This window comes from Comamonas testosteroni (assembly GCF_014076415.1).
GTDB lineage: Bacteria > Pseudomonadota > Gammaproteobacteria > Burkholderiales > Burkholderiaceae_C > Comamonas > Comamonas testosteroni_F.
Genome location: NZ_CP043568.1, coordinates 597,952 through 624,134, shown reverse-complemented (window position 1 = coordinate 624,134; position 26,183 = coordinate 597,952). Strand labels below are relative to the sequence as shown.

The following is a 26,183-nucleotide window of genomic DNA, read 5'->3' as shown; positions in this document are numbered from 1 at the left end:
ATTGAGCGCAGGCAGCTATGTTTTTTGCAATGAATCCTGCGCATCGCCAGCTCCGCGCAGACGTCGAAAAATCGCCTTGAGAAAGCGCCACAGCGCCCAGATCACCAGCCACATCGCAATCACCACGACCAGCAGCACGGCGGCAAACACCAGCGGATTGGTCAGCGCGAGCCAGATGGCGCCCAGCGACACCGTGTCTTCCGCCAGACTGGCTCCCAGGTTGGAGAACGGTTCGGGCGAGGTATTGATGAGGGCACGCGTGGTGGTCTTGGCTGCCTGGCTGGTCGCCGCCAGCGTTCCGCCCATCAGCGCGGCTGCCATGGCCATGGTGGTGTTGTCGGCAGCAAAGACCGAGGCCGCCAGTGCCGCGCCGGCCGGAATGCGCAGCACGCTCTGGAACAGGTCCCAGACGGAATCGACCACGGGTATCTTGTCGGCGAAGAACTCCACAAACAGCAGGCTGCCGCTGATGACCAGCACCATGGGATGCTGCAGCACATGCAGGCCGCCGGGCAGCGGCATCAGGCCACTTGCACCCAGCATGCCCACGACAAACACCACGGCATAGAGGCGAAAGCCGCTGGCCCAGCCCAGGGCCGCGGCCAGCGCAAGCATCGAGGCCATGTCCATCTGCCCCACGGCCTGCCCGGCCCTGGCAGCCACATCTCCGACCTGGCCAGCAGCATCGCCCACGGCCCTGGCCGTTTCGGGGTCGATATGCAGGCCGATGCGGTGCAGCCAGTCGATGATGGTTTGCCAGATATCCATGGTGTTCATTCCCTATGTCTCGCCCGGACTCTAAAGCGCCCAGAACACAAGGTTTGTCATCTCATCCGGGCAGCCAGTTGGGTTTGCGCTTGTTGAGAAAGGCCTGCACACCTTCCTTGCCTTCGCTGCTGGCGCGGATGGTGGCAATCGACTCCACGGTCGCCGCAATCAGCTGCTCGCTGATTTCGCGCTCGGCCATGTCCAGCACCAGGCGCTTGCAGGCCCGTACGGCGGCAGGGCCGGCGCTCAGCAAATGCTTGAGCCAGCCGTCGACGACGGCATCCAGCCCGTCGGCATCGACCACCTCATGCACATAGCCGATGCGATGCGCCTCCTGCGCCGAAAAGCGCTCGCCCGTGAGAAAGTAGCGGTGCGCGGCCCTGGCACCCATGGCGCGGATCACATAGGGGCTGATGGTGGCGGGAATCAGGCCGATCTTGACCTCGCTGAGGCAAAAGCCCGCCGTGTCGGCCGCCACCGCCATATCGCAGCAGGCCACCAGGCCCATGCCGCCCGCATAGACATCGCCCTGCACACGCGCAATCGTGGGCTTGGGGCATTCGTAGATGACGCGCAGCATTTCGGCCAGCAGACCCGCATCGACGCGATTTTCGTCGCGCGAATAATCGGCCATGCGACGCATCCAGTTCAGGTCCGCGCCAGCGCAGAATGCGGGTCCCTCGGCGGCCAGTACCACGGCGCGCACATCGGCACGCTCGCCGACCTGGAGGAAGGCGGCGGTGATCTCGGCAATCGCCGCATCGCTGAAGGCGTTGCGAATGGCGGGCTGAGCCAGCGTGACGCGGGCGATGCCGCCGTCCACGGTCAAAGTCAAAGCAGTCATGGCTTGTCTCCCAGTGAGTTAGGGCTTTGCAGTTGCGCAGCCGCCGTACCCGGCAGCTGCAGCATCAGGAATTCACGGACCTGCGGCAACCATTGCCCGATATTGGCTGCACGGTCAAAGAACTGGTGTCCCTCCGCGCCGCTGGATGGAGCAAACACCAGTTTCAGGTTCTGGCCTGCGGCCAGATAGCTTTCAGCCATCTTGCGCACCAGCGGCGGGCGAAAGTAGCTATCGTTCTCGGCATAGATCCACAGCTGGGGTACACGGCTGGTGGCGGCAAAGCCGGCCACGGTCTTGAGCAGTTGCGCCTCGCCGCAAACCGCGGCTTTCTCACGCATCTGCGGCTGTGAGCCCCGGCCGCCGGCAAAGTTGACGACGCCGCGCAGACCCGCGGGCTGCTGCGCCGCCAGAGCCAGCGACGCAAAGCCGCCGGCGGACTTGCCCAGCAGCAGCACATGCGAGCCATCGACATCGGGCAGCTTTTGCCCGTAAGTCATGATGGCCGCCACATCGCGCGCGGCCTCCTGAGCCGCATGGGCGTAGTCGGGGGCATCGCAGCTGCCGTAACGGTCGGCCAGAGGACCGTCCGATGCCCCATAGCCGCGACGCAAACCCGTGACCACCACATAGCCCAGCTCGGCCAGAGCGCGCGCCTGCGGGCCGTAGCGATCGGTCATGGCTTCGCGCGCCTGCGGGCCGTAGCGATCGGTCATGGCTTCGCGCGCCTCCTGGCCGCTGGGCGTGCCATGGCTGAGCACGATCAGCCCCCAGGGGCCGAGACCCCGGGGACGATAGACATGGCCTGCCAGCTCGGCGCTGTGCGCGGGCGAATCGCCGCTCGCTGGCACCCAGACCGGAATGCGCGCATCCATGCGCTGCACCGCTGGCTCGGCAGCACCAACCACGGGCATGGCCAGCGCAGCCGACAGCAGGACTGGCGGCAGGCAGGTGAGGAAATGACGACGCGACATGACTGGCAGCCTCTAGCCGCTTACATGCGGAATACGCCGAAGCGCGTGTCTTCAATCGGAGCATTGCGCGCCGCCGCCAGGCCCAGCGCCAGCACGCGGCGCGTGTCGGCGGGATCGATCACGCCGTCGTCCCAGAGTCGCGCCGTGGCGTAATAGGGATGGCCCTGGTCTTCATACTGCTGGCGGATGGGCGCCTTGAAGCGCTCCTCTTCTTCTGCACTCCAGTGGCCGCCCTTGGCTTCGATGCCGTCGCGCTTGACGGTGGCCAGTACGCTGGCCGCCTGCTCGCCGCCCATGACGCTGATGCGCGCGTTGGGCCACATCCAGAGGAAACGGGGCGAATAGGCGCGGCCGCACATGCCGTAGTTGCCCGCGCCGAAGCTGCCGCCGATGATGATGGTGAACTTGGGCACCGCCGCCGTGGCCACGGCCGTGACCAGCTTGGCGCCGTGGCGGGCAATGCCTTCGTTTTCGTATTTGCGCCCGACCATGAAGCCCGTGATGTTCTGCAGGAACACCAGCGGAATCTTGCGCTGGCAGCACAGCTCGATGAAGTGTGCGCCCTTGACCGCCGACTCGGAAAACAGGATGCCGTTGTTGGCGATGATGCCGACCTGCATGCCCTCGATGCGCGCAAAGCCGCAGACCAGGGTGTTGCCGAAGCGGGCCTTGAACTCGTCGAACTGGCTGCCGTCCACGATGCGGGCGATGATCTCGCGCACATCGAAGGGCTTGCGCGTATCGACGGGAATCACGCCATACAGCTCTTCGCTCTCGAAGAGGGGGGCGGCCGGCGCATGGTCGGTCTGCGACTGGGGCTTGCCCTTGTTCAGGTTTGCCACTGCCTGGCGTGCCAGCGCCAGTGCATGCAGATCGTTCTCGGCCAGATGGTCGGCCACGCCCGACAGGCGCGTGTGCACATCGCCGCCGCCCAGGTCCTCGGCACTGACCACCTCGCCGGTGGCGGCCTTGACCAGGGGAGGGCCGCCCAGAAAGATGGTGCCCTGGTTCTTGACGATGATGGACTCGTCGCTCATGGCCGGCACATAGGCGCCGCCTGCCGTGCACGACCCCATGACCACGGCGATCTGGGCGATGCCCTGGGCGCTCATATTGGCCTGGTTGTAGAAGATGCGGCCGAAATGTTCGCGATCGGGGAAGACCTCGTCCTGATTGGGCAGGTTGGCACCACCCGAGTCCACCAGATAGATGCAGGGCAGACGGTTCTGCGCGGCCACCTCCTGCGCGCGCAGATGCTTTTTCACCGTCATCGGGTAGTAGGTTCCGCCCTTCACGGTGGCGTCGTTGCAGACGATCATGCAGTCCACGCCGCTGACGCGGCCCACGCCGACAATCACTCCGGCGCCCGGTGCATCATTGTTGTACATATTGAGCGCGGCCAGCGGCGACAGCTCCAGAAACGGCGTGCCGGGGTCCAGCAGCCGCTGCACGCGCTCGCGCGGCAACAGCTTGCCGCGCGCCACATGCTTGGCGCGTGCCGCTTCGTTGCCGCCCAGTGCGTTCTGATCGCAGCGTGCGTGCAGCTCATTGACCAGCGCCTGCATGGCGGCAGCGTTGGCCAGGAAATCTGCCGAACGCGGATTCAGTTGTGTACCCAGAATGCTCATCGCTTGCCTCTTGTCTTGATTACTTTGCCCGATACGGGAACTTGGTTTTTTTCTTGCTCAGACACAGCACTGCCACGGCAGTTGAAGAAAATGCCTTATGCACGCTGTTGAAACCGTTTTGCTTGTCTTGCTGCTGGGAGCGCTGACAGGCATTGTGGCCCGCTATATCCGGGCCATCCCCCTGCCTCTGATTCAAATCGCACTGGGTGCGCTGATTGCCTGGCCGCAAGCCGGCCTGCACATCGCGTTCGACCCCGAGCTGTTCCTGCTGCTGTTCATTCCGCCGCTGCTGTTCGCCGACGGCTGGCGCATCCCCAAGCGTGAATTCTTTGCGCTGGCCAAACCCATTTTGCTGCTGGCCCTGGGCCTGGTGCTGTTCACCGTGCTGGGCCTGGGCTATCTCATCCACTGGATGATTCCCGAGATTCCGCTGACCGTGGCCTTTGCCCTGGCCGCCGTGATCTCGCCCACCGATGCCGTGGCCGTTTCGGCCATCACGCGCAATCTGGGCATGCCCGAGAAGACCATGCACGTGCTGGAGGGCGAGTCGCTGCTCAATGACGCATCGGGTCTGGTGGCGCTGAAATTTGCGATTGCAGCCACGCTGACCGGCATGTTCTCCTGGGGCGAAGTCGCCAAGGAATTCACCTGGATGGCCGTCGGCGGCCTGGGTGTGGGTACGCTGATAGGCTGGGGCTTCAGCCATGCGCGCGGCACCATCACGCGCCGCCTGGGCGATGTCGCTGCCACGCAGATGGTGTTGCTGCTGGTGCTGCTGCCTTTTGCCGCCTATATCGTGGGTGAGAAAATCGGAGTCTCGGGCATTCTGGCTGCCGTGACCGCCGGCATCGCCACCAATTTCGCCGACCTGGAGCGCAGCAGCTATATCAGCGAACGCCTGCAGACCGAAGGCACCTGGAGCATGGTGGAATCGGCCTTCAACGGCGCCATCTTCCTGCTGCTGGGCCTGCAGCTGCCGTCCATCATCGGCGTGCCGCTGCATCAGGCCGGCCATGACTGGTGGATTCTGGTCGGCTATGTGGCCGCGATTTCGTTTGCGCTGCTGTTGATGCGCTGGATCTGGCTGGTCCTGGGTGTGCATGGATCTCTGCTGCGCGCCCACCGGCAGGGCAAGATGTCCGAGCGTCCCTCGCCACTGCTGAATCTGGCCACCACGCTGGCCGGCATTCGCGGCGCGGTCACGCTGGCCGGTGCGCTGTCCGTGCCCATGCTGCTGAACAACGGCCAGCCCTTCCCGGGCCGCGACATGCTGGTCTTTCTCGCCACCGGCACCATTTTGTTCACGCTGGTGATCGGCGCCGTGGGCCTTCCCGTCGTGCTGCGCCACCTGCCCCCGCACGAAGAGTCGCCCACCGTGCGCGAGGAGCGCCTGGCCCGCGAACAGGCCTGCATGGCGGCCATGGCCAAGCTCACGCTGAGCGAGGAAGAAATGCAGCGCCGCGACCCCGAATGGGTGGCGATGCGCCAGGAGGTCAACGGCCACCTGACCCAGGAATACCGCAACCGCATCCAGTTGCTCGACGACGGCAGCGGCGCCGCGCAAAGCATAGAGCTGCTGCGCGAAGCGCCCGAAGTCGTGCGCCAGCGCAAGCTGCGCTATGTGATGGAGATCGAAACCCGCATCGAGTGCATTCATGCCGAGCGGGACTTTTACTACGCCGAAAGACAGGCCCACCGCATCAACGACGAATCGCTGCGCAGCCTGGTCAGCGAGCTGGACATGCAGGAAATCGCCATGCGCAAGCGCCTGATCGTGGCGCGCCGCGCAGCGGGTCTGACCATGACCAGCACGCCGTCCAATCACTAAGCCAGAGACACCGAGGAAGGGCCGAAGCTGGCCGCACCGCACCGCACCGAGGGTGTCGTCCCCCTTGGGGGGCACCCGGCGCAGGAAAGGTGCGAAGCCGCTCAGGGGGGAGCACATATTCAGGCCGTCTTGATGACGCGCAGATCCAGCAACTCGATCATCTCGTCGCGAATCCTGAACTTCTGGATCTTGCCCGTCACCGTCATCGGGAAGGCCTGGACAAAGCGGATATAGCGCGGCACCTTGTAGTGCGCAATCTGCCCCTTGCAGAACTCACGGATCTCATCCTCGCCGAGTTCCTGACCGGGCTTGACAATGATCCAGGCACACAGCTCCTCGCCATAGCGCACATCGGGCACGCCCACCACCTGCACGTCCTGCACCTTGGGGTGGCGATAGAGGAATTCCTCGATCTCACGCGGGTAGATGTTCTCGCCGCCACGGATCACCATGTCCTTGATGCGGCCCACGATATTCACATAGCCTTCGGCGTCCATGGTCGCCAGATCGCCGGTGTGCATCCATTGCTCGGCATCGATGGCCTCGCGGGTTCTGGCCTCGTCTTCCCAGTAGCCGTGCATGACGGAATAGCCGCGCGTGCACAGCTCGCCGGACTGGCCCGGCGGCATGATCTCGCCGGTGGATGGATCCACAATCTTCACCTCCAGATGCGGCTGCACCTTGCCCACGGTGGCAACGCGTTTTTCCAGCGGCGTGTCGGCATCGCTCTGACAGCTCACGGGACTGGTTTCGGTCATGCCGTAAGCGATGGTGATTTCGCTCAGATGCATATCCTTCACCACACGCTTCATCACCTCGATGGGACAGGGCGAGCCCGCCATGATGCCGGTTCGCAGCGTGGACAGATCGAACTCGGCAAAGCGCGGATGATCGAGCTCGGCAATGAACATGGTGGGCACGCCATGCAGACCCGTGCATTTCTCTGCCTGCACCGCCTCCAGCACGGTGATGGGGTCGAAGCCATCATTCGGATAGACGATGGTCGAGCCATGGGTGAAGCAGGCCAGATTGCCCAGCACCATGCCGAAGCAGTGATACAGCGGCACGGGAATGCAAAGCCGGTCCTCGGGCGTGAGGCGCATGCATTCGCCAATGAAAAAGCCGTTGTTGAGGATGTTGCGGTGCGTCAGCGTCGCCCCCTTGGGAAAGCCCGTGGTGCCGCTGGTGAACTGGATATTGATGGGATCGTGCTGGCTGAGCGTGGCCGCGATGGCATCGATGCGCTCGTCCGCACTGGTTCCCTGCGCCATCAGCTGCGAAAAGCGCAGCATGCCAGGCTGATCGGCGTCCAGCTCCGCGGCCCCTGGACCGGTCGCACCTGGGCCTGCGGCATCAATCCACACCACCGTGCGCAAGGCAGGCAGGCGCTTGGATTGCAGCTGTCCCGGTGCGCAGCTCGCCAGCTCGGGCGCCAGCTCACGCAGCATGCCAAGATAGTCGCTGGTCTTGAACCGCGGCATGGACACCAGCGCTTTGCAGCCCACCTTGTTGAGCGCATATTCGACTTCAGAGGTGCGATAGGCCGGGTTGATGTTGACCAGCACCAGTCCCACCTGAGCCGTGGCCAGCTGCAGCAGCACCCACTCGGCATTGTTATGGCTCCAGATCCCTACCCGGTCACCCTTGACCAGCCCTTGCGACAGCAGCGCGCTGGCCAGCTGGCGCGCAGCCACATGCAGCTGGGCATAGCTGTAGCGCAGACCCTGATGACGGCTGACCAGCGCGTCACGCGCGCCCTGGCGCCCTGCCATTGCGGCAAAAAAATCGCCAATCGTCTGCTCGATCAGCGGCACATCCGTGCGCCCCTTGGCATAGCTGGCGGTCAGAGCGTTCACTTGCAATGGCATGGTCTTGTGTCTCCTTGCGTGCCGGCAGCCACCTGCGAACTGGCTGCACGGCGTCCATTCAGCACCGTTTTCTGCGCCTCAGAATAAGGGCAAGCCCTGTCCAGAAGAAGTCACAAAGGTTGCAATAATTGCCAAATGCTCACCCCTTCCCTGGTCAAGACTCCTCTGCCACACCATGCCAGCTCCGTGCTCAAATCGCACCCGGCAATTACCCCCATGGCGTTTGTGAAAGCCATTGTCCGCGCTTATGAAGCAAGGCAGATGTCAGCGCTAGGTGCCCTGGAAAAGGCACAAATCCCGCCAAACCTGATTGACGATGCCAACGAGCGCATCACGGCTTTGCAGATGGAGGCCCTATCCGACGCAGCCATGCGCGAGCTGGACGATGAAGCCTTGGGCTGGTTCGAGCGCCGCCTGCCCTGGGGCAGCTACGGCATGCTGGCCCGCGCCAGCATCAGCGCTCCGCAACTGGGCCTGGCGCTGGCACGCTGGTGCCGCCATCACGGACTGATTGCACAGGACATACAGCTTCAGCTCAGCGAGCAAGCTGGCATTGCCACCCTCACCCTGCATGAAAGCCGCCCGCTGGGAAGCATGCGCGAGTTCTGCATGGTATCGGTGCTGCGCAATATCCACGGCTTTGCAAGCTGGTTGATCAACGAACCGATCAGCCTGCTGCATGCCAGCTTTCCGTTTTCCGAGCCCGCACATGCCAGCGTCTACAAGGTGCTGTTCGCACCGGGCAGCATCGCTTTTGATGCACCCGTCGCCAGTCTGCAGTTTGAAGCACGCTGGCTGCAGGCTCCGCTGGCGCGCGACGAGGCGGCCCTCAACCGGATGCTGCAGCGCGCCTTGCCGATCCAGGTGCGCCCCTACCAACGCGAGAAGACTCTGGTGCAGCGTGTGCGCCATCTGCTGGCCGCCAGCGGGGAGGAGCAGCAGACGGCTGAAACGCTGTCCCGCCAGCTGCATCTGTCGCAGCGCAGCCTGCACCGCCAGCTCAAGGAAGAAGGTATTTCGCTGCAGGCCCTCAAGGACGATATCCGGCGTGAACGCGCGATTGCGCTGCTGCTGCGCACCAGCCGCCCCATCAAGCGCGTGGCCCAGGCCTGCGGCTTTCTCAACGACAAGAGCTTTATCCGCGCCTTTCGCCTCTGGACAGGGCTGTCCCCTTCGGAATTTCGCAAGACCGCCGGCCAGCGCGCCGTCTGACGCAAGGAGCTCTCCATGCAGGAATCCTCAGAAAACTGGCAGGCAATCGCTGATGGGGTCTGGGCACTCAGCTATCACTTCAGCAATGCAGGGCTGAAGGTCAGCACACGCATGACGGTGATCCGGCTGGCCGACGGCAGCCTGTTCTCTCACTCTGCAGTGCCGCTGACGGACGGACAGAAAGCTGCGCTCGACGCCCTGGGACCGGTGCAGCACATAGTCGCACCCAGCGCCATGCACCACTTGTTCTTGGGCAAACTGGCCAGGCTCTATCCACAGGCCCGGATCTATGGCACACAGGGCGTGCTGCGCAAGCGGCCGGATCTGCCGCTGCTGGAGCCTTTGCCGCCAGATGCTGAAGCGCCCTGGGCAGGCGAGCTGCAATGCCTGCCGCTGGACGGCCTTCCCATGCTCGACGAGACGCTGTGGTTCCACCCGGCCAGCGGCAGCCTCGTCGCTACCGACGTGCTGCAATGCTGGCAGGGACCGCTAAGCCTGCCGGTACGCATGTATCTGGGTCTGACGGGCGGACATGAGCGCCTGACCGTACCGCGCACCGTGCGCCTGCTGGTCAGGGACAAGGCCGCCGTGCGCAGTTGGGTGGAGCGTGTCCAAAGCTGGCCCGTACAGCGCGTGATACTGCTGCACAACAGCGTTATCGACGATCAGCCCATGAAGCACCTGCGCGAGGCGCTGTCGATCTGGGACTGAGCGCGCTTTACCGCAGGTCGTGCTCGTCGTCATCGCCAGCCGAGGCGCTGGCGGCACTCCTGCGCACGGCCTCGAACATGGCGGGCAAATCGCCCATGTCTCCGAACACGCAGGCTGCGCCAGCCTCGAGCAGTTGCTCTGCCGAGGCATGACCCTGATCCGCCGGGAAATAGCCCCAGACGGTGGCACCTGCTGCCACACCGGCCTGAACCCCGGTCATGGTGTCCTCGATCACCAGGCAGTTGGCGGGATCGGCCTTCAGCGCCTCGGCCGCAGCCAGATACACATCGGGGAAAGGCTTGCTGCGCGGCATTTCATGGCCGCTGTAGACATGACCTTCGAAATAGGGAGCCATGCCCACCTTGGCGAGCTGCATCTCCACCTTGGCACGGTCCGCACCGGAGGCGCAGGCAATGCGACCGTTGCACAGCGCGTGAATCTGCCCGACCGCTTCCAGCGCGCCATCGATGGCCACCAGTTCGGCACGCAGGGCGGCATTGCGGCGCTCGTAGAACTCGGCCATCCAGGCATCGGTCAGCGGCTTGCCGGTATGGGCTTCGATCACGGCCGCCTGGCTGCGCACCGTCTTGCCGATGAAGTCGCGCGTGCACTGTTCCTGGCTGATGGCCCAGCCAGATTCGTTGAGCATGGTGCACAGCACGCGATTGGTGATGGACTCGCTGTCCACCAGCACACCATCACAGTCGAAAAGCACAGCGTCAAAAGCAGTCATGAAAGCATTACCAGTGCATCGTCGGATGCAAAAAAGGCGCTCAACGGCGCCTAGTATCAAGAAACAGAGGGCGCAATTATGCGCTCACGCCCTTTTCGAGTTCAGGGGAAGGTCACTCCGGCCAGCGGATTGATCATCCACGCGCTGTTCTTGGCGTAGATGGTGCTTGTCTTGTTGTCGGCAGTCATGATCCCGCTGAAATAGAAGAAGCCCTTGGCCGCATTGGCATTCATATTGCTCAGCTGGGTCGTGAGCGAATCACTGCTTGCCGAGGCCTCGACCAGGTATTCGATGGCGCCATTCTGTGCCGAGCTTTTCTCGAAGACATCCACATAGCTCATGTTCAGCGGGTCACCGCCCAGCCTCTGCGTGCCGCGGATGAACCAGCCATCCGCCCCCTTTTGGGCCAGACGCGTTCTCATCGCTGCAGCATCGGCGGCCGAGAATGAGCTGCCGAGCTTGTCGACCTGATAGGTATAGGTGACGCCGTCATTGCGCTTGGCATACAGACTGAACAGCTCGTTGTTGACGATCTGGGGACCCAGATAGCGATAGCCTTCGGCGCCCTGGCCGTTCAGTTCCGTGGCAAAGGCTTCGGCGGTGGTGGCCACGGGCGTCACCGTTCTGTAGCTGAACTGGTCGCTGCGGCTGTTGTCCTTGACGTAGACGCTGCGGATGTCGCCGACATCGCCGAACACCGCATCGGACTTGTACATATAGCCGCTGCTGCCCTGCTGGTTCAGTTGGGCCAGAAAGGCGGTGCGTGATGGCTGTGCCGCAGGATTGACATAGCTGAACTTGCGCCCTGCATGTGCGGTATCCGTGAGATAGAAGTCGCCGATCTCCGAACCGGTCGAGCTGATCGATCCCGCCAGGGAGCTGAACAGCGCATAGCCGTCGGCCCCCATGCTGTTGGCAAAATCCAGCATCTGCGCATGGCTGGTGGCAGTCTGGCCGCCCATCTTGTAAGTTCCCGTGACGGCCTGATTGCCGTTGCCGCCGCCTCCCGTATTGCCTCCACCGCCTTCTGAGCCGCCGCCTCCGCCTATGCTTCCGCTGCTGCCACCATCTCCACCGCCGCCACAGGCGGCCAGGGTGGAAATCAGCAACAGGGCTGCGGTTCTACGGGTGATTTGCATACGAGATGACACAGGCTTGCTCCTCGGTCTTGATGTTGGTTGAAAATGTCCAGATCCCGACACTGAGATAGCCATCAGCGTCGTCTTACAGACATTGTCAGAAGGCTTGCGAGCAAACCACTCCCTACCGAGGAGGGGTCTTTGTTACCAAGCCCAAAGGAAGGCTCATGCCCGATCTACTGCAAATCCTGAGCACCACTCAACTGTGCGCACAGCCCTATGCGCTGGTGGTGGATGATCACCCGCTGGTCGCCGAGGGCCTGTCACAAGTGCTGATGAGCAGTGCCGGCGTGCGCCAGGTGCGCTGCGCGGCTCACGGCAATGAGGCGCTGGCCGTGATTGCTGCACTGGGTGAGCCCGTTATCACCGTGATGGACTTCTGGCTGGAGGACGGTGCATCTCTGGAATTTGTGCACAGCATTCTGGCTCTGGCTCCTGGCACACGCATTCTGGTGACCAGCGGCGACAAGCACCCGGCCATCATCAGCAAGGCCGCAGCCGCAGGTGTGCATGGCTTTGTGCACAAAAGCAGTCCGTCTCACGAATTTCAGGCAGCGGTGCAAGCCCTGCTGAATGGCCGCATCTGGTTTGAGGCCCTGCCTCCCATCCCTACCGCACCTCCGATTCCAACCGCGGGCAGCATCTTGCATATGAGCGCCAGAGAGCTCGGCATCACTGCCCGCCAGGCGCAGGTACTGAGCCTGTTGCTGCAGGGCAAGCCCAATCGCGCCATTGCACAGGCACTGAACCTGTCCGAATACACGGTCAAGGAGCATGTCACCGCCCTGCTGCAGCGCCTGGGTGCCAGCAACCGCGTGGCCCTGATCACGCGCATGCGAGGCATAGAGGTCGACTTGGACTAAGGCTGGGAGATCGCCATACAGCGCGCCAGCACCGCATGCAGCTGGTCGGGCTGCAGCGGGGTCGCCAGGGCCAGATAACCCTGATCCTGGACCTGCTCCAGCATCTCCTCATCGCCGCTCATCAAAGCACCGCTGGCTTGCGGATGCTGGTCCAGAAGCTGCATCAAACACTCAAGCCCGCTTGCGCCATCCTTCAATCGCTGGTCGCACAACACAAAGTCTGGCAACAATCCATCGGCCAGCAGTTGCTGCGCCTCAACCAAGCTGCGCACTCTTTGCACCTGCACACCCCAGCTTTGCAAAATCTGTACCAGCACCGGGGCCAGCTGCGCATCGTTTTCCACGACCAGACAGTGCCCCTGCAAAGGGGAAAACCACTGCGATCCAGTCGATATCGGCGGTACAGGCAGCACGGACGAGGTCTGCCACTGCTCGGCATCCTGCGGCCAGCGCAACCAGAAACACGAGCCCTTGCCCGGCAACGACTGCACGCCGCACTCCACGCCCAGCCGCTGCGCTGCCAGTGCCACCACGGACAAGCCCAGGCCACGCCCGCGCAATGGCGCCGGCACGCCCTCTCTGGCATCGCGCTGCTGACGCGCAGGGCTGCGATAGTGACGCATGAAGACCTGTGCGCATTCCTGCTCGCTCATGCCACAACCGCTGTCCCACACCTGCAAAAGCCAGCGTCCCTGCCTGTGCCGCAGCGCCAGCAGCACCCCGCCCTGGTCGGTGTAGCGCAGCGCGTTTTGCAGCAGATTGAAAACCATCTGCCGCAACAGCACCGCATCCGTGCACAGTGCCGGCATATGAGCTGGTTGCCTCACGCGCAGACGCAGACCACGCTGCGCTGCCTCGCGCGCGAACAGGCGCCGGGCTTCGTCCAGCACCGCACTCATGGATACCGCCTGCCATTGCGGTGCGAAGCTGTCGCCCTCAAGCCGCGACAGGTCCATCAGGTCGTTGAACATGGAGCCCAGGTCGCGCGTGCAGGCCTGCATTTCCTGCAGCAGCTGCGCCAGATCGTCATCCTGATTGCGCTGATGAGCGGCTTGCAGCATCAGGCCCATGGCATGCAGGGGTTGCCGCAGATCATGACTGGCGGCGGAAATGAACCAGTTTTTTTCGGCCAGCGCATTCTCGGCCTGTTCCTTGGCTTCGCGGTAGCGCTCCGCCAGTGCCTGACGCTCCAGTTCGTGCGCCATCTGCTGCTGCACGAAACGCCGCGCACCCCAGGCGTGGCGGACAAGTATGGCGCCGTACAGCAGCAGCAGCGGCAGCAGATAAGGGCCTTTTTTCGGAAAGTAATGCAGCGTGCACAGCAACATCGGCAAGTAGATGCCCGCCATGAAGGCTGCGAACACCTGCGGCACGGGGGCCAGAAAGGTGGCGGCCGATGCCATCACGCCCAGCAGTACCAGATAGATCAGCAGGCGCAGCTCACTGTGGCTGTCACTCCAGGTAAAGGCCAGCACGCTCACCCAGAGCAGGCCGTTGATCAACGCGGCCAGCGCCAGCTGTCGCTGCCATGCCGTCAATGCCGCCTGCAGTCGCAATGGCTCCCAATCGCACGCCGACCGCCACTGGCGATGCAGTCTGCGGCGGAACAGCAAAAAGCCCAGCGCCATGACGATCATCAGCCCCCACCACCAGGCCAGCCCGGCGCTGACGGCTGGGCTGTTGCGGGTACTGACCCACAGCAGCAGGGCTGGAATCAGCAAGGCCGCGATTTCGGAGGAGCCACGCGAAGCCAGTGACTGCAACAGGCGCAGACCGGCCTGCAGCCGGGTCAACTGCGCCGAATCGACTTCAGAATTGATCGCCATCAACGTAGAACCAGCGCCCACCCTCGAGCACGAAGCGGCTGCGCTCATGCAGGCGTACGGCACGCCCCGCCAAACGATAGCGGGCGACGAATTCGACCTCTGCTGAAGCATCCCCGGTCGACTGAAACTGCTTAACATCCAGCCCCAGCCATTTGGTGGCGGCATCAAAATCAAGCTGGGACGGGCGCTGGCTGGCATGCCAGGTGGCTTGCAAGTATTCCTGGTTCTCAGACACGAAGGCCGTATAGCGCGAGCGCATCAGAGCCTCGGCATCGGGAGCGGGCCGGGTATCCCAGTGATCGATGTAACGGCCGCAGCAATCGGCATAGGCCAGCAGCCGGCCTTTGGCATTCTTGCGTCCACAGGGACAGTCCCGCTTTTTCTCAGCTTCTTTCACAACTTTGGCAGTCTTGATTGGCAATGCTGCATTGTCGACCAAGTCGAACAACGAACAAGCCGGCTTGCGCAGTCGGTCGCCTCATAGCACAGTAGCGGCAGTTCAAAGCTCGCTGCTCAAAGGTTTGTCTATGTTCTCCATGGCGGTTCCCTGGTGGGAGTTCGTGATTCGCGGTGTTAGCGTCTACCTGTTTCTGCTGGTGTTTCTGCGTCTGACCGGCAGGCGCCAGACCGGCCAGTACGCACCTTTCGATCTGGTGCTGCTGCTGATTCTTTCCAACGCAGTACAGAACTCCATGAATGCGGGCGACAACTCGCTGATCGGCGGCCTGATCAGTGCCGGCACGCTGCTGGCCTGCCATGCGCTGCTCTCCCACCTGAGTTACCGCTTTGCGAGGCTTCGCAGGCTGGTGAATGGCAAGCCCAAGGTCCTGATTCACCAGGGCATTGTGCAACCCAGTCTGATGACGCAGGAGCAGATCACTGCCGAAGACCTCGCGGCAGCCCTGCGCTCCAATGGCTGCCTCAACGCGCATGAGGTGGAGCGCGCCACGATCGAGACCAACGGACAGATCACCGTGGTACTGCGCAAGCGCAGCATGGCAGAGCTGGGAGAGGCCTGAACCTCAGTACGTGTTGGTTCTCAGTGCAGGCCGTCCAGAAACTGCCTGATGGCCGCATTCACGGGTTCCGGGTGCGTGAGATTGGCTGCATGGCCTGCGCCGGCCACATCCACCCACTGGGCCTGGGGCAGGCCCTTGAACATGGCCCGCGCACGCTCCACACCGATGGCCGCATCCTTGTCGCCATGAATCACCAGCGCAGGCACCTTGATTTCGGCCAGGCGCGGGCTGATGTCGTCGCGCAGCGCCAGCGTCGCAAAGCTCTGCCCCAGGTTGATCGGAGAGGCCTGTTTCCATTTGGCGCGCCACTGCTCAGCTCCCGGCCAACCCTGGCCCAGAATCGTGTGCTCCACGATGGTGGCCATGTCATCCGACAGCCCATGCTCCATCCAGGCCTTGAGCAGCGCCTCATGGTGCGGCATCTGTTCGGGATCCTCCAGCATGGCCTGGGTGTCGATCAACACCAGCGCGCCCACGACATCCGGATGAATCAGCGCGCAGCGCAGCGAGAGATAGCCGCCTTGCGACATGCCCACCAGCACGGCTTTTTCCACACCCAGATATTTGAGCAAGGCCGCCAGATCGTCGGCCGAGTCATAGTAGCTGAACGCTTCGCAATGCTCGGGGTCCGCCGTCTGCCCATGACCACGCTCGTCCCAGCTGATGCAGCGATACAGCCCCTGCAAAGCCTGTATCTGTGGCTCGAACATGGTGTGATCCATGAGCAGGCCGTGCGAGAACACAATGGCCGGGCCACGCCCTCCCGTGTCCTCGTAGTAGATATTCTGACCATTGACCTGGGCAAAAGGCATGCTGCGGACTCCTGCTGCAAATGGTTGAAACCCCTGGGGGAACTCCCCCACTGAGCACATCCTAAGCAGGCCTTGTGACATCGGCAACCGGCCCGTCCCCTGATGTGCCACAGCCTCGTGCACAGCAGTTGACAACGGCGGGCTTTTGCCGCCAGGCGCAGATCAGGCCAGCGCCCGCTGGATCAATATCTTCTGCACATCGCTGGTGCCTTCGTAGATCTGGCACACACGCACATCGCGATAGATCCGCTCCACGGGGAAGTCGCTCACCACGCCATAGCCGCCCAGGGTCTGGATGGCGGCGCTGCATACGCGCTCAGCCATCTCGCTGGCAAAGAGCTTGGCCATGGCGGCTTCCTTCAGGCAGGGAAGACCCGCATCACGCAGGCTGGCAGCATGCCAGATCAGCTGCCGGGCTGCTTCAATTTGCGTGGCACATTCGGCGAGCCTGAAGCCCACGGCCTGATGGTTGAAGATGGGCTGGCCAAAGCTCTCGCGTTCCTTGCTGTATTGCAGGGCGCATTCAAAGGCCGCACGCGCCATGCCCACGCTTTGCGCGGCAATGCCGATACGCCCGCCCTCGAGTGCGGACAGCGCAATCCTGTAGCCCTCGCCCTCGGCCCCGATCAGGTTAGACCCGGGAATGCGGCAGTTCTCGAAATTGATCTGTGCCGTATCGCTGCTGTGCTGGCCCAGCTTGTCCTCCAGGCGTGCCACCTGGTAGCCGGGATTGACGGTGGGCACGATGAAGGCACTCATGCCTTTCTTGCCCGCAGCCTTGTCGGTGACGGCGATGACGATGGCTACATCGCCATTCTTGCCGCTGGTGATGAACTGCTTGACGCCGTTGATGACGTAGTCCTCGCCATCGCGCACAGCCGTGGTACGCAGCGCCGAGGCATCGCTGCCCACATGGGGCTCGGTCAGGCAGAAGGCTCCCAGCATCTGCCCCTGGGCCAGCGGACGCAGCCATTGCTCCTGCTGGCTGGCATTGCCGTACTTCATGAGGATGGCATTGACCGGGCAATTGGTCACGCTGATGACGGTGCTGGTGCCACCATCGCCGGCGGCAATTTCCTCGAGCACCAGCGCCAGGCTCACATAGTCCAGGCCCGCACCACCGAGCTCCTCGGGCACGCAGATGCCATAGGCACCGAGCGCGGCCAGCCCCTGGTGCACATCCTTGGGGAACTGGTGTTCCTTGTCCCAGCGCGCGGCATGGGGGGTGATCTGCTCGCGCACAAAATCGCGCAAAGCGTCACGGATCATTTCCTGGTCCTGATTCAGCAGCATGTTGTCTCCGATATTTATAGCTATATGCCCGTTGTTCAGCCTGGGCTAGGCGTCTAGAAGCTTGATGTATCTGCCGTCGTGGCGCAGCAGCTGGCCACGGTCTTCGGGCTTGACCTGCGCCAGGGCCTGCATCAGTCCCTGCACGCTTTGAGCCACCGACAGCGGGGCCGCAGCGCCGCCCATCTCGGTCTGCACCCAGCCCGGGTCCAGCGCCAGCAGCGTCAGGCCCGGCCATTGGCGGCAGGCCGAGACCACGGCCATATTGAGCGCAGCCTTGCTGACGCGGTACAGCCAAGCGCTCTCGTCCGCATCGCCCAGCAGGGACATGCCGCTGGAGAAGGCGCCGATCACGCCGCCAGCCTCCTGCACCATGGGCGCAATCTGCGGCAGGGCCTGCATGAAGCCCAGCACATTGCTGTGCATCACCAGGTCGAACTGCTGCTGGGTAGGCGGCACGCCTGCGTCATGACCGTCCCAGACGCCGGCCACGTACAGCGCGATATCGATGCTGGCCCCGTCGAGCTGCCAGGCCAGGCCGCTGACGCTGGCCGGATCGGCCAGATCGACCTGCAGCACCCGGGCGCCCCGTGCCTGCAGGTCGACCATGTCTTCAGCCTTGCGCACGGTGGCAATCACCTGGTGGCCCTGCGCCAGGTAGGCCTCGGCCAGGGCCCGCCCCAGACCGCGTGATGCGCCAAGAATCAGTATCAAAGCCATAGCTGTTTGCGCCTATGAATATTGGGTTTCAAAACGTTTTTCATCGAGAATCCTTTCATGACAGGCGCTGTCAGCTATCAACTTTTCTTGATCTGCTCGGCGGCAATCATGGCGCCATAGCGGGCCACCATGCTTTCCTGCGATTCAGGTTGTGCGGTCAGCCCCATTTGGGCATGGATGATCTGATTGAGCGTAGGCATGACGTTGCGCGCCACCCTGGCTTCCTCGCTCCACAGGCGCGAGCGCATCAGCGCCTTGGCACAGTGCAGATAGGCTTCCTGCACATGGACTTCGATCACCAGCTTGGGGCGGAAATGATCGCTGGCAAACAAGGCCGTGTAATGCGCCTCGTCACGCAGCTGGGCCGTGCCGTTGACACGCAGGGTTTCGTCGAAGCCCGGCACAAAGAACAGCAGGCCCAGGCGCGGGTCGTCGAGCAGGTTGCTCAGGCTGTCCAGCCGGTTGTTGCCGCCGGCATCGGGAATGAGCAAGGTATTGGCGTCCGGTGCCTTGACGAAGCCAGGCTTGCCGCCTCGTGGCGAGGCATCGAGCAAGGCTTCGCCTGGACCGCCCGTGGCCATGACCAGAAACGGCGACAGCGCGATAAAGCGCAGGCAGTGCCGATCCAGCTCCCACTGCTGCTTGAGCAGCGCCCTCTCGGCCGGCGGGTCATACAACTGCAGCAGTTGCTCACGCGAAGTGATCATGAAGCCAGGACCTCCTCGGGACGGTCGTTGCGGTGAATGGCGGCGTACAGAGACAGGAACTCGTTCCAGGAAGGATCGAAGCTCACGCTGAGCTCACCCTCCAGCTCGGGCACATGCTGTCTGCCCAGTTGTCCGGCCAGTTGCACCGCATGGACCGGATCTTCCACATAGTAGGTGGCCACGCGGGCACTCATGTTTTCCACGCGCGAGAAGGCAAGAATGCCGCGCTGCTCGCGGCTGAGTTGTTCATCCAGCGCATCCTGGGCGTCACGCACGCCGTCCAGCTCTTGCTGGCTGGAGAAAGTGAAGCGCCACTCCATGAAATGCGACAGATCGGCACGCGTGGCCACGGCATTGGCCCCGTCGTGGAAGGTCAGGATATCGGGCGGCGCATCCTCGTCGGCATCCTGTGCACGCACTTCGAGCGAGAGCCAGCGGTCGCTGTCTTCCTGGGGGAATTCATAGCTGCGGCCCAGCTGCTGGCGGATGAAGCCATCGAACAGCGGCGGGAACTCCGACAGCAGAGCGGAGCCGTAGACATCGGCCGCAGCCTCGGAGGCAAACTCGACCGGGCCCACGCGTACGGAAAAATCCCACTCGCCCAGCACATGGTCCAGCATGATGAAAGCCATGTGCTGCGCGTGCTCGGCCATGTCCCTGGCAATGGGCTTCTCGAACGAGAGCTTGAGGCCTATGATGCCGCCCGCATCGTAATAGCCCACCCGGATATCGGAGCAGGCCAGCTCGAAGCCGTCCATACGCATGCCGAAGTTGCTGCCCAGCGCGCGGCTGCGAAACGCCTGCACGCTGTAATGCTCGAAACGCGGCGCCTGGCGCACCAGTGCCTGGGCATTCTCGAACTGCGCCGTGTTGCCATGGGCCGAGATCACCAGACGGGAGCCGGCTTCCCCGAGCTTGCCTTCCAGCTCCAGACTCAGGCCCGGCGCATATTGGTGCAGCAACTCATTGGAGCTTTCCACAAACTCATGGCGATCAAGCCCCTCCAGCTGGCTCAGCTGGTTGGAAAAATCGCCCCAGAAAGCATCAATCTGCTGCGGCTCCAGCGGCTTGATGGTCTCGCTCTCGTCGTGGTGAATGTCTGCGCTCATGAATGATTTCCGCAATGTGAGCTGCACACATTCAGCGCGAATGCGTGCAATCCGTTGAACATGCGTTCACTGTAGAGCAAACCGGTGACGGTTCTGAGCAAATGGCGTCAGATCAGCTCAATTGCCATGGCCGTGGCCTCGCCGCCGCCGATGCACAGCGTGGCCAGGCCCTTCTTCTTGCCGCGTGTCTTGAGCGCATGCAGCAGGGTGACCAGAATGCGCGCACCGCTGGCGCCAATCGGGTGTCCGAGAGCGCAGGCGCCGCCATTCACGTTGACCTTGTCATGCGAGACCTTGAGATCGGCCATCAGCGCCATGGGCACCACGGCGAAGGCTTCGTTGATTTCCCACAGGTCCACATCCTCCACGGCCCATCCGGCCTTCTTCAGCGCCTTTTCGGTGGCGCCCACGGGTGCAGTGGTAAACCACTCGGGGGCCTGTGCAAAGGTCGCGTGCGAGACGATGCGCGCCAGCGGCTTGCAGCCCAGCTGCCTTGCGGTGGACTCGCGCATCAGCACCATGGCGGCAGCGCCGTCGTTGATGCTGGAGCTCGACGCCGCCGTGATGGTGCCGTCCTTCTTGAACGCAGGCTTGAGACTGGAGATCTTGTCCAGCTTGGCCTTGGCCGGGCCTTCGTCAACGCTGACGGTCACGTCGCCCTTGCGGGTCTTGACGGTGACAGGAGTGATTTCGGCATCGAAGGCGCCGCTTTGCGCCGCGGCCTGGGCGCGCTGCACGCTGGCAATGGCAAACGCGTCCTGCGCTTCACGTGTGAACTGGTATTTGGCGGCGCAGTCCTCACCGAAGGTGCCCATGGAGCGGCCCGCTTCATAGGCGTCTTCGAGACCGTCGAGCATCATGTGATCGAAGATCTTGTCGTGTCCCATGCGATAGCCGCCACGCCCCTTCTTGAGCAGATAAGGGGCATTGGTCATGCTCTCCATGCCGCCGGCAATCATCACCTCGCGGCTGCCGGCGATGAGCTGGTCGTGCGCCAGGATGGTGGCCTCCATACCGGCGCCGCACATCTTGGACAGGGTCACGGCACCTGTGCTTTGCGGCAGGCCGCCCTTGAAGCCGGCCTGACGAGCCGGAGCCTGGCCCTGGCCGGCCATCAGGCAGTTGCCAAATAGCACTTCTTCCACCTGCTCAGGCCGGATTCCGGCACGTTCGACTGCCGCCTTGATGGCTGCGCCGCCCAGGTCATGGGCGGCCAGATCGGAAAAATCGCCCTGGAACGCGCCCATGGGAGTGCGGGCAGCGCTGACGATGACAACGGGATCCTGATGCATGGTTTGTCTCCTTGAAAAATGGATGGATGTGATCTGCCTCTTCAGGCGAGGCTATTGGCGGGAATCTCGAAACGCTGCGTGTCCAGGCCTGCGTCGCCAGCATGCAGAAAGCGGCTGCGCTCGTAGGGAAACACGTCCAGAAAATGACCGTCACGGATACGGCTCTGGTGGCCGCGCCAGAACTCGGCCTCCAGCAGATCGGCGTGATGGCGCATGAAGATGTCGCGCACGGCCGGATGGCCCAGCAGAAAAGGTCCGAAGGTCTCGGGGAAGACATCCCTGGGGCCGACCGAGTACCAGATGTCGCCCGACATCTCCTCTTCCTCGGTTCGCGGCTGCGGCACCTCGCGGAAATTGCAATCGGTCAGGTATTCGATCTCGTCATAGTCGTAGAACACCACCTTGCCGCCACGCGTGACGCCGAAATTCTTCCACAGCATGTCGCCGGGAAAGATATTGGTGGCGACCAGATCCTTGATGGCATTGCCGTACTCGAGAATCGCCCTCTCCATGGCAGCGCGGCGCTCCGGCTTGGTATCTGCCTCGGCCAGACACTCCATCAGGAACAGGTTCAGCGGCACCAGGCGGCGCTCTATGTAGAGGTGGCTGATGATGACCTCCATCTGCCCGTCGCCATCACGGTCACTGATCTCGATCTGCTCGGGAGCCTGGGCATGCAGCTCGGCCAGCAGCTCATCGCTGAAGCGCTCCCTGGGAAAAGCCACCAGGCTGTACTCCATGGTGTCGGCCATGCGGCCGCCACGGTCATGCTTCTTGACCAGCTGGTACTTGGCCTTGACCTGGGGACGCGACACATCCTTGCTGCTGGCGATACGGTCCTTGATGAGCTTGAACACATAGGGGAAGCTGGGCAGGTCGAACACCAGCATGACCAGGCCCTTGATGCCGGGCGCAATGCGCAGCTGATCGCTGGAATGGCGCAGATGATGCAGAAAGTCGCGGTAGAACAGCGTCTTGCCCTGCTTGGCCAGACCCAGGGCGTTATAGATTTCCGCCTTGGGCTTGCGCGGCATGAGGCTGCGCAGAAAGCTCACATAGGCGCTGGGCACTTCCATGTCCACCATGAAATAGGCGCGCGCAAAGCTGAACAGCGCATGCAGGTCGTCCTCGCCGAACAGGGCCGCGTGCAGTATCAGTTGCCCCTGCTCTCCATGCAGTATGGGAATCGCCAGCGGCAGCTCGGTATAGCCGGTGATGATCTTGCCGACCAGGTACGCCCCCTTGTTGCGATAGAACAGGCTGGACAGCACCTGAAGCTGGAAGTTGGCCCTGAGCGTCAGACCCGCCAGCCTCTCGCGTATGCGCTCGGCCAGCAGATGCACGTCGCGCGGCAGGTCTTCGAAGCCGCATTGCAGTTGCAGTTGCTCGAACAGGATCTGCAGCGTGCCTTCGATGCGGGCGAGGTTGCCGGGGTAGTAGGCGCGGTAGATGGGTACGGCACCCGGCGCAGTGTTTTCCAGATACTCGGTGCTGACGGCCGCACGCACGAAGATGAAGTCGTTCTGGAAATGGGTGCGGTGCAGAATCTTGGTGGTGACCGAGTTGAAGAAGGTCTCGGCCAGCTCCGGCTGCAGATGATCGACCATCAGGCCGATGTAATGCAGCTTGACCTGCTGCCAGACAGCCATGCTCTGCAGGCTGGCGGCAAACCCCTCTTCCAGCCTCTGGATGCAGGCACGCACCTGCCGGTCGTAGAACTCTATGCGTTCGCGCTGAGCCTGCTGCTGGCCCTGCCAGTCCATGGTCTCGAAGCGTTGCTTGGCTCGGGCAGCTTCCGCACTGAACATGCGGTAATGCTGGTTGTAGCCGTGCATCAGGGCCTGCGCAATGGCATAGGCCTCAGGGGCGTCCAGTCGTTGCGGAAACATGGCGGGCCAGTCGCTCCAGATAAGTGAGCAGCACTCTCAAACAGAACAAGCGACACAGGCCTTGAGTCCGCTTGAGGGCACTGCAACTGCGCTGCGGCAGCGATCAGTCGCGCTTGCGCGCAGCGACCTTCTCGACAGCCTTGTTGTAGACATCCTCCAGGCCGCCCACACCAGGCACGGTCATTTCGAGGTTGGTGATGTGGCCGTTGTTGAGGCTGTAGCACCAGCCGTGCAGAGTCACCTTCTGGCCGCGGGCCCAGGCATCCTGCATCACGGTGGACTGGGCCACGTTAACCACCTGCTCGATGGCGTTGAGCTCGCACAGCACATCGTGGCGGAACTGGGTGGAGATGCCTTCGAGCAGCTTGATGTGCTTGTCGCGCACGTCGCGCACGTGGCGGGTCCAGTTGTCCACCAGACCCAGGCGCAGATTGTTCAGCGCCGCATACACGCCGCCGCAGCCATAGTGGCCCACCACCATCAGGTGCTCGATCTTCAGATGATCGACCGAGTACTGAATGGTGGACAGGCAGTTCAGATCGCTGGGCACCACCACGTTGGCCACGTTGCGGTGCACGAACACCTCGCCAGGCTCCAGACCCGTGATCTGGTTGGCTGGCACGCGGCTGTCCGAGCAGCCGATCCACATGTACTTGGGTTTTTGCTGCGCCATCAGTCCGGTAAAGAAACCAGGACGATCACGCTCCATCTGGTCTGCCCATTCGCGGTTGTGGACAAACAGTTCTTCGATGGAGGTCGTTGTCATGAAGCTATCCTTCTTTTTGTGGTTGAAAGAACGGCGCAGCTCCTGCTTTTTCAGCAGGTTTCAGCAAACAGCTCGCGGCCTATGAGCATGCGGCGAATTTCGCTGGTGCCTGCGCCAATCTCATAGAGTTTCGCATCTCGCCACAGACGACCGAGCGGATACTCGTTGATATACCCATTGCCGCCATAGATTTGCACGCCCTCGCCGGCCATCCAGGTGGCCTTCTCGGCGCACCACAAGATCACGCTGGCGCAATCCTTGCGAACCTGGCGCACATGATCGGTTCCCAGAAGATCCAGGTTTTTAGCGACCGTATAGGCAAAAGAGCGGCCTGCTTGCAGCACGGTGTACATGTCCGCCACCTTGCCCTGGATCAGCTGGAACTCGCCGATGCTCTGGCCGAACTGCTTGCGGTCGTGGATATAGGGCACGACATTGTCCATGACGGACTGCATGATGCCCAGCGGGCCGCCGGTCAGGACGGCGCGCTCATAGTCCAGGCCGCTCATCAATACCTTGGCGCCCATGTTCAGGCCGCCAAGAATGTTTTCAGCCGGCACTTCCACATCCTGGAACACCAGCTCGCCCGTATGGCTGCCTCGCATGCCCAGCTTGTCCAGCTTTTGCGCGATCGAGAAGCCCTTCATGCCCTTCTCGATCAGAAAGGCCGTCACGCCACGAGCGCCCATCTCCGGCTCGGTCTTGGCATAGACCACCAGGGTGTCGGCATCGGGCCCGTTGGTAATCCACATCTTGCTGCCATTGAGCAGGTAGTAGCCACCCTTGTCCTCGGCCTTGAGCTTCATGCTGATGACGTCAGAGCCGGCACCGGGCTCGCTCATGGCCAGCGCGCCCACATGTTCCCCAGTGATGAGCTTGGGCAGGTATTTGGCCTTCTGCGCCTCGCTGCCGTTGCGATTGATCTGGTTCACGCACAGATTGCTGTGCGCGCCATAGGACAGGCCCACCGAGGCACTGGCGCGCGAGATTTCCTCCATCGCCACCATATGCGCCAGATAGCCCATATCGGCGCCGCCGTACTGCTCGGGTACGGTGATGCCGAGCACGCCCAGCTCGCCGAACTTGCGCCACACGTCCATGGGGAACTGGTCGCTGCGGTCGATCTCGGCCGCACGCGGAGCAATCTCGCTCTGTGCGAACTCACGCACCGCATCACGCAGCGCATCGATGTCTTCACCGAGCTGGAAGTTCAGTCCGGGCAGATTGGCAAGGCTCATGGTTGTCTCCTGTAGATATGGGTCTGACGAATCGTCTTGTCAGTGTTGTATGCCTTCACGGTTCTGCACACACATCAGAGTGCAGCCCATTGTGGCGATCAGTTTCTCTTTTCCCTGGTCAATGGCGAATGCCTTGCCTTCGGATACGGTGATGGTGCGTCCGGGCTTGATGACCCGGCCCTCCATGCGAAAGCGCTGGCCCTTGGCCGGGGCGAGCAGATTGATCTTGAATTCGATGGTGAGCACGGCGGCATCCGTTGGCATCAGCGTCAGGCCCGCATAGCCGCAGGCCGAGTCGAGAGCGGTGGACACCATGCCGGCGTGCAAAAAACCATGCTGCTGTGTCAGGCCCGGAGCCCAGTCCAGACAGATATCGACAACGCCTGGCTCCACCAGGGCCAGCTCCGCGCCAATCGTGGCCATGGCGCCTTGCCTGGCAAAGCTCTGCCTCACCCGATGAACAAAATCCAGAGACTCGGTGACACCTGCAACAGACATGACAACGCTCCAGCAAAGCTTTGAAATTGACGTTTACGTAAACGTCAATTATGCGCCATTTTTGCTCTCGCTCCTCTTCAATAGCGTGCGCGCCTCTTTTTCCTGCTCTCGCACCTCATCCAGTGTCACTTGCAGATCGGCCATCTGCGCTTCGAGCTGCTTGCGGTGGATCGCCAGCACATCGAGAAACTTGCGCAGCTGCACGCCCGTATCACGCGGGCTGTCATACATATCGATGATTTCCTTGGCCTCCGACAGCGACAACCCCAGGCGCTTGGCCCGCAGCGTCAGGCGCAGACGTGCGCGGTCTCTCGATGAATACACGCGGTTGCGGCCGCCTGCGCCGGAGCGCTCCGGCTGCAGCAAGCCCATGTCCTCATAAAAACGGATGGCCCGAGTCGTGAGATCGAACTCTTTGGCAAGATCGCTGATGGTGTAAATGGTCGACATGA

25 protein-coding genes are annotated in these 26,183 nt (G+C 62.6%); 5 read left to right on the top strand and 20 right to left on the bottom strand.

Annotation, left to right across the window (positions count from 1 at the left end):
- Positions 1-15: 15 nt before the first annotated feature.
- The 4 genes from F0P97_RS02850 to F0P97_RS02835 form a co-directional block, all read right to left on the bottom strand.
- Complete coding sequence (locus F0P97_RS02850; protein WP_182285538.1) at positions 16-768, bottom strand: DUF4126 domain-containing protein; 753 nt, start codon at positions 766-768, stop codon at positions 16-18.
- Positions 769-829: 61 nt separating this feature from the next.
- Entirely contained in the window at positions 830-1,612 is a 783-nt protein-coding gene (locus F0P97_RS02845; protein ID WP_003059063.1) for an enoyl-CoA hydratase/isomerase family protein, read from the bottom strand.
- Complete coding sequence (locus F0P97_RS02840; protein ID WP_182285537.1) at positions 1,609-2,583, bottom strand: alpha/beta hydrolase family protein; 975 nt, start codon at positions 2,581-2,583, stop codon at positions 1,609-1,611. Before F0P97_RS02840 ends, F0P97_RS02845 begins: the two co-directional genes overlap by 4 nt.
- Positions 2,584-2,603: 20 nt before the next feature.
- Complete coding sequence (locus F0P97_RS02835; protein ID WP_182285536.1) at positions 2,604-4,211, bottom strand: carboxyl transferase domain-containing protein; 1,608 nt, start codon at positions 4,209-4,211, stop codon at positions 2,604-2,606.
- Between the two features lie 97 nt (positions 4,212-4,308).
- On the opposite strand from F0P97_RS02835, the gene F0P97_RS02830 reads away from it, so the two are divergent.
- Complete coding sequence (locus F0P97_RS02830; RefSeq protein WP_182285535.1) at positions 4,309-6,039, top strand: Na+/H+ antiporter; 1,731 nt, start codon at positions 4,309-4,311, stop codon at positions 6,037-6,039.
- A gap of 119 nt (positions 6,040-6,158) precedes the next feature.
- Here the strand turns inward: F0P97_RS02830 and F0P97_RS02825 are convergent, their stop codons facing one another.
- Positions 6,159-7,907 carry an AMP-binding protein gene (locus F0P97_RS02825; protein WP_182285534.1) on the bottom strand — a complete coding sequence of 583 codons (1,749 nt, stop codon included), beginning with the start codon at positions 7,905-7,907 and terminating at the stop codon, positions 6,159-6,161.
- A gap of 135 nt (positions 7,908-8,042) precedes the next feature.
- Between F0P97_RS02825 and F0P97_RS02820 the strand changes: the two genes are divergently transcribed.
- Entirely contained in the window at positions 8,043-9,119 is a 1,077-nt protein-coding gene (locus tag F0P97_RS02820) for an AraC family transcriptional regulator (RefSeq protein ID WP_182285533.1), read from the top strand.
- 15 nt (positions 9,120-9,134) lie between these two features.
- The gene (locus F0P97_RS02815) at positions 9,135-9,830 is read left to right on the top strand and encodes a DUF4336 domain-containing protein (RefSeq protein WP_182285532.1); all 696 of its coding nucleotides are present in this window, start codon (positions 9,135-9,137) and stop codon (positions 9,828-9,830) included.
- 7 nt (positions 9,831-9,837) lie between these two features.
- Here the strand turns inward: F0P97_RS02815 and F0P97_RS02810 are convergent, their stop codons facing one another.
- Both F0P97_RS02810 and F0P97_RS02805 read right to left on the bottom strand, forming a co-directional pair.
- Complete coding sequence (locus F0P97_RS02810) at positions 9,838-10,563, bottom strand: HAD family hydrolase (RefSeq protein ID WP_182285531.1); 726 nt, start codon at positions 10,561-10,563, stop codon at positions 9,838-9,840.
- A gap of 101 nt (positions 10,564-10,664) precedes the next feature.
- A complete protein-coding gene (locus F0P97_RS02805; protein WP_232538102.1) occupies positions 10,665-11,702 on the bottom strand; it encodes a hypothetical protein in 1,038 nt (345 codons plus the stop codon).
- 167 nt (positions 11,703-11,869) lie between these two features.
- On the opposite strand from F0P97_RS02805, the gene F0P97_RS02800 reads away from it, so the two are divergent.
- Positions 11,870-12,565, top strand: a complete 696-nt coding sequence (locus F0P97_RS02800) for a response regulator transcription factor (protein ID WP_182285529.1) — start codon at positions 11,870-11,872, stop codon at positions 12,563-12,565.
- Here F0P97_RS02800 and F0P97_RS02795 read toward each other — a convergent pair.
- Positions 12,562-14,391, bottom strand: coding sequence for a hybrid sensor histidine kinase/response regulator (locus tag F0P97_RS02795; RefSeq protein ID WP_182285528.1), 1,830 nt, complete (start codon positions 14,389-14,391; stop codon positions 12,562-12,564). The genes F0P97_RS02800 and F0P97_RS02795 overlap by 4 nt on opposite strands.
- Entirely contained in the window at positions 14,375-14,788 is a 414-nt protein-coding gene (locus tag F0P97_RS02790; RefSeq protein ID WP_182287085.1) for a YchJ family protein, read from the bottom strand. Before F0P97_RS02790 ends, F0P97_RS02795 begins: the two co-directional genes overlap by 17 nt.
- Before the next feature lie 130 nt (positions 14,789-14,918).
- Between F0P97_RS02790 and F0P97_RS02785 the strand changes: the two genes are divergently transcribed.
- A complete protein-coding gene (locus F0P97_RS02785; RefSeq protein WP_182285527.1) occupies positions 14,919-15,410 on the top strand; it encodes a DUF421 domain-containing protein in 492 nt (163 codons plus the stop codon).
- A 20-nt stretch (positions 15,411-15,430) separates the two neighbouring features.
- Here F0P97_RS02785 and F0P97_RS02780 read toward each other — a convergent pair whose 3' ends face one another.
- The 11 genes from F0P97_RS02780 to F0P97_RS02730 all read right to left on the bottom strand — a co-directional run bounded on the left by F0P97_RS02780 (position 15,431) and on the right by F0P97_RS02730 (position 26,181).
- Positions 15,431-16,222 (bottom strand): alpha/beta fold hydrolase, encoded by a 792-nt coding sequence (locus F0P97_RS02780; RefSeq protein ID WP_182285526.1) that lies wholly within the window; start codon positions 16,220-16,222, stop codon positions 15,431-15,433.
- A gap of 162 nt (positions 16,223-16,384) precedes the next feature.
- Positions 16,385-17,515, bottom strand: coding sequence for an acyl-CoA dehydrogenase family protein (locus F0P97_RS02775; RefSeq protein ID WP_182285525.1), 1,131 nt, complete (start codon positions 17,513-17,515; stop codon positions 16,385-16,387).
- 45 nt (positions 17,516-17,560) lie between these two features.
- Positions 17,561-18,232, bottom strand: coding sequence for an SDR family oxidoreductase (locus F0P97_RS02770; RefSeq protein ID WP_182285524.1), 672 nt, complete (start codon positions 18,230-18,232; stop codon positions 17,561-17,563).
- A gap of 77 nt (positions 18,233-18,309) precedes the next feature.
- Positions 18,310-18,939, bottom strand: coding sequence for an MSMEG_1061 family FMN-dependent PPOX-type flavoprotein (locus F0P97_RS02765; protein ID WP_182285523.1), 630 nt, complete (start codon positions 18,937-18,939; stop codon positions 18,310-18,312).
- Positions 18,936-20,048 carry a hypothetical protein gene (locus tag F0P97_RS02760; protein WP_182285522.1) on the bottom strand — a complete coding sequence of 371 codons (1,113 nt, stop codon included), beginning with the start codon at positions 20,046-20,048 and terminating at the stop codon, positions 18,936-18,938. Before F0P97_RS02760 ends, F0P97_RS02765 begins: the two co-directional genes overlap by 4 nt.
- Positions 20,049-20,155: 107 nt before the next feature.
- Positions 20,156-21,340 (bottom strand): acetyl-CoA C-acyltransferase, encoded by a 1,185-nt coding sequence (locus tag F0P97_RS02755; protein ID WP_182285521.1) that lies wholly within the window; start codon positions 21,338-21,340, stop codon positions 20,156-20,158.
- Between the two features lie 41 nt (positions 21,341-21,381).
- The gene (gene aceK / locus F0P97_RS02750; RefSeq protein ID WP_182285520.1) at positions 21,382-23,229 is read right to left on the bottom strand and encodes a bifunctional isocitrate dehydrogenase kinase/phosphatase; all 1,848 of its coding nucleotides are present in this window, start codon (positions 23,227-23,229) and stop codon (positions 21,382-21,384) included.
- 103 nt (positions 23,230-23,332) lie between these two features.
- Positions 23,333-23,995: a carbonate dehydratase gene (can, locus tag F0P97_RS02745; protein WP_003059108.1), complete on the bottom strand. Its 663-nt coding sequence runs from the start codon at positions 23,993-23,995 to the stop codon at positions 23,333-23,335.
- Positions 23,996-24,045: 50 nt separating this feature from the next.
- Positions 24,046-25,233: an isovaleryl-CoA dehydrogenase gene (locus tag F0P97_RS02740; protein WP_182285519.1), complete on the bottom strand. Its 1,188-nt coding sequence runs from the start codon at positions 25,231-25,233 to the stop codon at positions 24,046-24,048.
- Positions 25,234-25,272: 39 nt separating this feature from the next.
- A complete protein-coding gene (locus F0P97_RS02735; protein ID WP_182285518.1) occupies positions 25,273-25,731 on the bottom strand; it encodes a PaaI family thioesterase in 459 nt (152 codons plus the stop codon).
- Positions 25,732-25,779: 48 nt separating this feature from the next.
- On the bottom strand, positions 25,780-26,181 hold the full coding sequence (locus F0P97_RS02730; RefSeq protein WP_003061601.1) for a MerR family transcriptional regulator: 402 nt from the start codon (positions 26,179-26,181) through the stop codon (positions 25,780-25,782).
- Positions 26,182-26,183: the final 2 nt, after the last annotated feature.

What these genes read in the sequence shown, in the direction of transcription:
- F0P97_RS02765 (WP_182285523.1), bottom strand. Translation starts at nt 18,939, where the DNA reads ATGATCACTTCGCGTGAGCAACTGCTGCAGTTGTATGACCCGCCGGCC.
- aceK (WP_182285520.1), bottom strand. Translation starts at nt 23,229, where the DNA reads ATGTTTCCGCAACGACTGGACGCCCCTGAGGCCTATGCCATTGCGCAG.
- F0P97_RS02735 (WP_182285518.1), bottom strand. Translation starts at nt 25,731, where the DNA reads ATGTCTGTTGCAGGTGTCACCGAGTCTCTGGATTTTGTTCATCGGGTG.
- F0P97_RS02835 (WP_182285536.1), bottom strand. Translation starts at nt 4,211, where the DNA reads ATGAGCATTCTGGGTACACAACTGAATCCGCGTTCGGCAGATTTCCTG.
- F0P97_RS02800 (WP_182285529.1), top strand. Translation starts at nt 11,870, where the DNA reads ATGCCCGATCTACTGCAAATCCTGAGCACCACTCAACTGTGCGCACAG.
- F0P97_RS02820 (WP_182285533.1), top strand. Translation starts at nt 8,043, where the DNA reads ATGCTCACCCCTTCCCTGGTCAAGACTCCTCTGCCACACCATGCCAGC.
- F0P97_RS02840 (WP_182285537.1), bottom strand. Translation starts at nt 2,583, where the DNA reads ATGTCGCGTCGTCATTTCCTCACCTGCCTGCCGCCAGTCCTGCTGTCG.
- F0P97_RS02775 (WP_182285525.1), bottom strand. Translation starts at nt 17,515, where the DNA reads ATGCTGCTGAATCAGGACCAGGAAATGATCCGTGACGCTTTGCGCGAT.
- F0P97_RS02780 (WP_182285526.1), bottom strand. Translation starts at nt 16,222, where the DNA reads ATGCCTTTTGCCCAGGTCAATGGTCAGAATATCTACTACGAGGACACG.
- F0P97_RS02755 (WP_182285521.1), bottom strand. Translation starts at nt 21,340, where the DNA reads ATGCATCAGGATCCCGTTGTCATCGTCAGCGCTGCCCGCACTCCCATG.
- F0P97_RS02740 (WP_182285519.1), bottom strand. Translation starts at nt 25,233, where the DNA reads ATGAGCCTTGCCAATCTGCCCGGACTGAACTTCCAGCTCGGTGAAGAC.
- F0P97_RS02785 (WP_182285527.1), top strand. Translation starts at nt 14,919, where the DNA reads ATGTTCTCCATGGCGGTTCCCTGGTGGGAGTTCGTGATTCGCGGTGTT.
- F0P97_RS02795 (WP_182285528.1), bottom strand. Translation starts at nt 14,391, where the DNA reads ATGGCGATCAATTCTGAAGTCGATTCGGCGCAGTTGACCCGGCTGCAG.
- F0P97_RS02770 (WP_182285524.1), bottom strand. Translation starts at nt 18,232, where the DNA reads ATGGCTTTGATACTGATTCTTGGCGCATCACGCGGTCTGGGGCGGGCC.
- F0P97_RS02805 (WP_232538102.1), bottom strand. Translation starts at nt 11,702, where the DNA reads ATGCAAATCACCCGTAGAACCGCAGCCCTGTTGCTGATTTCCACCCTG.
- F0P97_RS02850 (WP_182285538.1), bottom strand. Translation starts at nt 768, where the DNA reads ATGGATATCTGGCAAACCATCATCGACTGGCTGCACCGCATCGGCCTG.
- F0P97_RS02845 (WP_003059063.1), bottom strand. Translation starts at nt 1,612, where the DNA reads ATGACTGCTTTGACTTTGACCGTGGACGGCGGCATCGCCCGCGTCACG.
- F0P97_RS02760 (WP_182285522.1), bottom strand. Translation starts at nt 20,048, where the DNA reads ATGAGCGCAGACATTCACCACGACGAGAGCGAGACCATCAAGCCGCTG.
- F0P97_RS02810 (WP_182285531.1), bottom strand. Translation starts at nt 10,563, where the DNA reads ATGACTGCTTTTGACGCTGTGCTTTTCGACTGTGATGGTGTGCTGGTG.
- F0P97_RS02815 (WP_182285532.1), top strand. Translation starts at nt 9,135, where the DNA reads ATGCAGGAATCCTCAGAAAACTGGCAGGCAATCGCTGATGGGGTCTGG.
- F0P97_RS02825 (WP_182285534.1), bottom strand. Translation starts at nt 7,907, where the DNA reads ATGCCATTGCAAGTGAACGCTCTGACCGCCAGCTATGCCAAGGGGCGC.
- F0P97_RS02830 (WP_182285535.1), top strand. Translation starts at nt 4,309, where the DNA reads ATGCACGCTGTTGAAACCGTTTTGCTTGTCTTGCTGCTGGGAGCGCTG.
- can (WP_003059108.1), bottom strand. Translation starts at nt 23,995, where the DNA reads ATGACAACGACCTCCATCGAAGAACTGTTTGTCCACAACCGCGAATGG.
- F0P97_RS02730 (WP_003061601.1), bottom strand. Translation starts at nt 26,181, where the DNA reads ATGTCGACCATTTACACCATCAGCGATCTTGCCAAAGAGTTCGATCTC.